Genomic DNA, 5,887 nt, shown 5'->3' with positions numbered 1-5,887 from the left:
AGGAGTAAGGAGTAAGGAGTAATAAGTAATGAGGAACTAAGAATTACCAATTACCAATTACCAATTACCAAACACCATTAACCACGAGCCAATAATTTACGTCTTTGTCTAAAACCTTGAAAAATTCCCGTTAAAGATAAAGAACTGTTTTGCTTCTCTTCCACGAACATCAAGGGGATGAGCGCAAATAGTCGAAATCCAACTGAAATCGCAAATAACCCAGGTAGACCCCCAATAAAAGAAGTGCTTTCTGCTAGAAAACCACCGATCGTTGTTCCTAATGCACCCGCTCCACCCGCTACAGCAGCTGCGATCGCAAAATAGATTGATTGATTTCTGGTTGGTGCGATCGCTATTTGTAAGTTATTACCACATAATTCAACGGTATTAACACTACCACCAATAAAAATATGTAATAGCGGTAACCATAGCCAAATATCAGTGTAACTGTTACCAATTAAGATCCAAAAGATAGGTGTAATCGCGATTAAAATTCCTGTCAGTAATAGCACCACACGATTACCGAATTTATCTGCGATTCGACCCCAGACTATCAACATTAACATTCCAGCCCCAGCCTGAAAACTTCCGTACAAACTGACCCAACTCACATCTAAATCTAGGGTATCAAGCATGTACAGATTGAAAAATGGTGTGCTGAGATTGAATGCGAACATCCACAACCCAAAATAAACCAAGAATATTAAAAAATTTTTATCTTTAAAAATGCTTTTTCTCGTAGCTTTGTTTGTTTTGATTAAGGGTTCGGAGGCTAAGGATTCAGTATTGGAAGGTTGAGTATTGGAAGATGTAGAATCTAAAGATTTTGAACCTAAGGACTCAGAACCCAAGGATTGAGAGTCAGAATCTAAAGATTTAGGATTAGGATCTACTCCTGAGAGACTGTCAAATTCCTCGCTAAAGGTAGCATTTTGCTCTTGGGGATTAACGTCAACCTTGAAGAACTGACATGACAAACTAATCATTCCAGCGATGATTCCCAGTAGCAAAACTACACCGTAACCCTGAATGCTTCCTCCAGACCAGTTGGAGACTATCAAAGCGGCGACTGGTACGCTGAGTAGTTGAGTGAAACTTGCTAAGGAATTACGTAATCCAAAATACCTACCTCGTAATTTCCTAGGTACAAGTATTGCCATCCAACTAAGCCAAGATGCACTACCCAAAGCAGTTACAACATGGCTTATCAAAATAATTAGTAGAGTTAAAACTACTAACTGATGGTTACTAAAGTGACTCCATCCCAAGGTTGTTAATCCAATTGCGATCGCCAAAAATAACCACATTATCCGGGCGATTCCATGGGTCCATAAGCAATAACTATGACGACTTGTGGTGCGTTCGGAGAAATAAGCGCCTAGTGGTTGCAGTAGGTTTACCATCATGGGGATAGAACATAGCATCCCTACTTCTATGGGGGAAGCATCGAGTTCTACAAGAAAATTACTCAGTAAAATCCCTGTAGTCGCACCGGTTGTAGTTATGGTAAAAATTGCGGCGAATACAGCATCTACCGTAGAGGCTTTTAAACTTCTACGAATAGCATTTTTGGGAAATTTGAGAGCGGAGGTTTTTTGAAAAGAGTTATTTTGAGCAGAATTATTTTTAATGGGGGGATCTTGAACTTTCTGGGTCAACGTTTGTGACGTCGGGGGTAGTGCTGCTGGAGATGCTACACCCTGAGTAATCTCCGGAGATACTGTGACAGCGGGTTTAATCAGAACAGAATGCATTTGCTATCCTCAGGGACGAAAGTTCCTAATGGTTTGTTAATTTTGTTTTTTTAGATGTGAGATTTTTATCAGATTTCTCCTGACAATTATTTGTCATTTTATCTTACATATCTCAACGTAAGTACATTTTCTTAAAACATATCTTAATTGTTTTTATAACCCGATTATCAAATACTATCAATCGCTCAATTCAATGTGTGACATAGCTTTCAGAGGATTAAGTTTCCTTTATACATGAATTATGGTGCAAGAAATATTAAATAAAAGTTAAAAGTAACAGAAATATTTGTAAAGCATATAGCTTAAATAAGTTAAGGGATATTACGGTATTAGTAGAATTAATAATTCAGAAAATTTGGTAATAAACAAATCTCTGTCTGGGTATGGTATTTTTCCTATTAATTCCAAAGAATCCTATTTGAACAGTGGAAAATACACGTAGGGTGCCGTTAGGCGCAAAAATAAATTAGATATAGCACTACGAAGTTACGTTAGGACATGTATTAACCCTAAAAGCCATACGTATTAGGCTTTTTACTTTTTACTTTTTACTTGCGCGTAGCGCTATATTTATGAGATAAACTTCAATTGCGCCGTAACGCACCATCATCATGAAGAGTAATATACAAGGGTATGTTACCTACGCAAGACAATATCTTCTTTAGATCTTTTTGAACGCTACGTTGTAACCCAATACTCACAAGCTTTTGGTGGATTATATAGGATGAAGTATAGCCATCTTATGAAGAAGAGTTTATTCAGTTTTTTGATAACCTTGGTCGCGATCACTGTAACTATCATTGGTTGTCAAGTTACATTCATCAATCCAACCCGAAATACTAACTCTCAAGGAGTTACTGTCAAGCTTAGTGGTTGGGGAGCTTCTCCAACGGAGCAGAAGTTATTAAAACAAGTACTAAAAGATTTTGAAGCTGCGAATCCTGGAATTAAGGTCAAGTACGAGGAAATCTCCGACCAATATATGGATGTTATTAAAACTCGCTTAATTGGTGATGCTGCTCCCGATGTTTTTTACTTGGATGGATTGGAAGCACCATTTTTAATGAGTCACAATGTCCTGGAACCTTTAAATGACTATATTACTCCCGAATTTGAACTATCAGATTTTCAACCGGTTTTATTAAATTCGTTTAAATATAATGACCAGATTTACGGTTTACCAAAAGATTATTCTACTTTGGCGCTGTTTTATAACCTCAAAGCATTTAATGAAGCTGGATTAGAAAAACCACCCGTTACTTGGGATGAATTACGTCTCTACTCCCGTAAGTTAACCACATATAACAATAAAGATAATAGAGTTAAGCGTTATGGTTTTGGTGAAACTCTGGAATTAGCACGCCAAGCTTACAAAATTAAAGCTTTTGATGGACAAATTGTCGATAAAAGTGGAAATGCAGTTTTTGCGAGTCCGTCTGGACTCAAGGGATTACAGTTAGTAGTAGATCAATATATTCGCGATCGCACTTCAGCCCAAAAGACCGATGTGGGGACAAACTCCGGTAGTGAAATGTTTGGACAAGGTAAAGTCGCAATGGCGATCGAAGGTAATTGGACTATTCCTTATTTACAAGAAACTTATCCTCAACTAGAATTTGCTACGGCTGAAGTACCTAGGATCAATGGTAAAGCAGGTACTATGTCATTTACCGTAGCCTATGTCATGAATAAGCAGACAAAACATAAACCTGAAGCTTGGAAGTTAATTTCCTATCTCACCGGTAAAGAAGGAATGGAAAAATGGACGAGCAAAGGTTTTGCTTTAGCTAGTCGTAAATCTGTCGCACAGAAATTAGGTTACGAGCAAGATCCATTGAGAAGTGCTTTGGTTGCTGGAGTTAATTACGCTACACCTTGGGAAGTCGGTAAGTACCCTGCTGCGATCGTTAATAGTTTTGATAATCAGTTTCTCAGTGCGATGTTGGGAGAACAAAGTTTAGAGCAAGCTATGGTACGAGCACAAAATACGGCTAATAAGCAAATTCAAATGATGGAATATTAGGTGTGGTTACTACTTCATTACATTTACCCAATAAATTCTGTAGAGACGTACCATGGTACGTCTCTACAACCCATCAGGATTAATAGGACAAACCACTAGGTAAATATTTTTGCTCAATCAACTACTTAACTTACGCTATCAAAATAATACGCTTCCCTATCAAGCTAGAAATTTAACCCATGAAGTGTTAGTATTTTGTTAATAGCATTCATATAACTGCACATATGAAATTTACTATTTAGGTTTGCCATAGTTAAAAAATAAAATTAACTAACATTTTTAATAACGCTAAACAAACAATCGTAAAGATAATATGTCTAACAGAAGGGTTAATATCAAATTTTCATGACATAATTTATCTTTGCAGGTGCAGTCATTAACAGCTATTAAGTAGACAAAAAAGCGGATACTGATTTGAAATCACTTTTTTTGTGCTGCAATAGGTGGTTTTTACTATTAATCCTAATACTCAATTACTTGGGCGCTCACTAGCTAATTCATCTACATAGTTCAAATAGCCATGAAGCAGATATTTATATTTAGTAAATATTTGGCAATCCTAAATATTTAATACTAATTGAATCACCAGGTATGATAGCTTCATAATATAGGAGTGTTCGGGAAAACAAATCAAAAAATCTTGCTAACTTCACTTTTTATTAATTAGAAAAGAGGAAAAATGGCAGATAATAAAATACGATGCAAACTTTCAGGCCGTAGTGTAGTGACACCTGATACTATGGTTTTAGTAGTAGCTCTACAAGAATACTGCTACACAACAAATGGGAATCATAGTATTAAAGACAAGTATTGATATTGAAATATTAATTGACTTTAAGTCTTTATATAGATGTCTACTTTTGATAAATAAAGACTTATTTTATTCAAGTTTCGGACAAGTTTATCTCAATTATTTCGTTTAAATTGAAAATTATTTTCGATTGCATTTAGGGTATTTTACTATCTATGCAGTCACATATTTTCATGAGTTACATTTGTCATCATCCATGGGTATGATATCTCAAAAAAGCATAAATGAATGCTCCGTTGATATTAAACGAGGGGTTTTATAATCCAGGTGTCTACATGACTAAAAAATAATCATGTTTTCATGACATATTTATTGTAAATCATTAGTATTCCAAAGACTTTTTAGAGAGTAAAAAATGAGATTTTTACCTAAAAAAGCTTATTTTTACACATAAAATATAAAATTAATTGTTTATCCTCAGCCTGAATTATTTCGACACTTTATATCTAAGAAAAAGTATATTCAGTATGCATAATTTTGAATATGAATAGTCAATAAATATTTGAAAATATGAGATATAAAATGATGATTTAACTAATAAAAGTGCTAACTTGATAATATACAGCTGCTTGATAGACTAAGTAAGCGAAAATAACCGAGATTCACTTTCTAATTTGAGAAAAATGACAGATAATAAAACACGACGCAACTTTTTAATTGGTAGTGTTGCTGTACCTGGAAGTATTGCAGCAGCAGCGGCTTTAACTCAAGAGAGTTCTAATGCTGAAACACCCACAACGGAAACAGAAGTCACAGCAGTTGGGACAAATATTGACGCTAATAGATTAAGTCGTTTTCAAAAAGAAGTCCAAGAAAAAGCTATAGCTACTCTGGATTTATCTGACTTATTCATGATGTTAGATAAATATGGTTTTCCAGAAAGAGCAGTAAAAGTTGAAGTGAAAATCATGTTGGATGAGATGCGAGAACATATGAACAATCGTGTTAACCAACAACAACCGATGATGAAAGATTCTGAGTTAGAAAAGAATTTAATGGCAATATATGGGAAGGAAGTTATGATTCAGGATTGTTATTTGTGTCCAGGTGGTTATTCTTGTGGTTAGTTATGGTAAAAACTTGTGATTTATCAGTTTCAAACTAACTAATCTTTTAGCACGCAATTATTCACTTTTTATCATTTCAAATATAACTTCAAGGTATCCGCTCAGTAAATCGGGGTAAGAAGAAAAAAGAAGAAGGAACAAATGTAGGGGATGTATCGTAGAATATGACCCATGACGCAAAAACCACCAGAGAAATTAGTGTCCGCATTACTGCAATCGGTTGACCCAGGTA

At 35.3% G+C, this 5,887-nt stretch carries 3 protein-coding genes; 2 read left to right on the top strand and 1 reads right to left on the bottom strand.

What is annotated here, in order from left to right:
* Positions 1–77 precede the first annotated feature (77 nt).
* Positions 78–1,754 carry an MFS transporter gene (locus QNJ50_RS28310; RefSeq protein WP_300642497.1) on the bottom strand — a complete coding sequence of 559 codons (1,677 nt, stop codon included), beginning with the start codon at positions 1,752–1,754 and terminating at the stop codon, positions 78–80.
* 742 nt (positions 1,755–2,496) lie between these two features.
* Here QNJ50_RS28310 and QNJ50_RS28305 point away from each other — a divergent pair.
* Positions 2,497–3,777 (top strand): ABC transporter substrate-binding protein, encoded by a 1,281-nt coding sequence (locus QNJ50_RS28305; protein WP_300642494.1) that lies wholly within the window; start codon positions 2,497–2,499, stop codon positions 3,775–3,777.
* 1,434 nt (positions 3,778–5,211) lie between these two features.
* The gene (locus QNJ50_RS28300) at positions 5,212–5,655 is read left to right on the top strand and encodes a hypothetical protein (RefSeq protein ID WP_300642492.1); all 444 of its coding nucleotides are present in this window, start codon (positions 5,212–5,214) and stop codon (positions 5,653–5,655) included.
* Positions 5,656–5,887: the final 232 nt, after the last annotated feature.

Origin of the sequence: Mastigocoleus sp. MO_188.B34 (assembly GCF_030065675.1) — a bacterium.
GTDB lineage: Bacteria > Cyanobacteriota > Cyanobacteriia > Cyanobacteriales > Nostocaceae > Mastigocoleus.
The sequence above is the reverse complement of the archived record's forward strand: the minus strand, read 5'-3'. Positions and strand labels throughout refer to the sequence as shown.

Excerpts from the sequence above, each read along its gene's own strand:
- QNJ50_RS28310 (WP_300642497.1), bottom strand. The coding sequence starts at position 1,754 with ATGCATTCTGTTCTGATTAAACCCGCTGTCACAGTATCTCCGGAGATT.
- QNJ50_RS28300 (WP_300642492.1), top strand. The coding sequence starts at position 5,212 with ATGACAGATAATAAAACACGACGCAACTTTTTAATTGGTAGTGTTGCT.
- QNJ50_RS28305 (WP_300642494.1), top strand. The coding sequence starts at position 2,497 with ATGAAGAAGAGTTTATTCAGTTTTTTGATAACCTTGGTCGCGATCACT.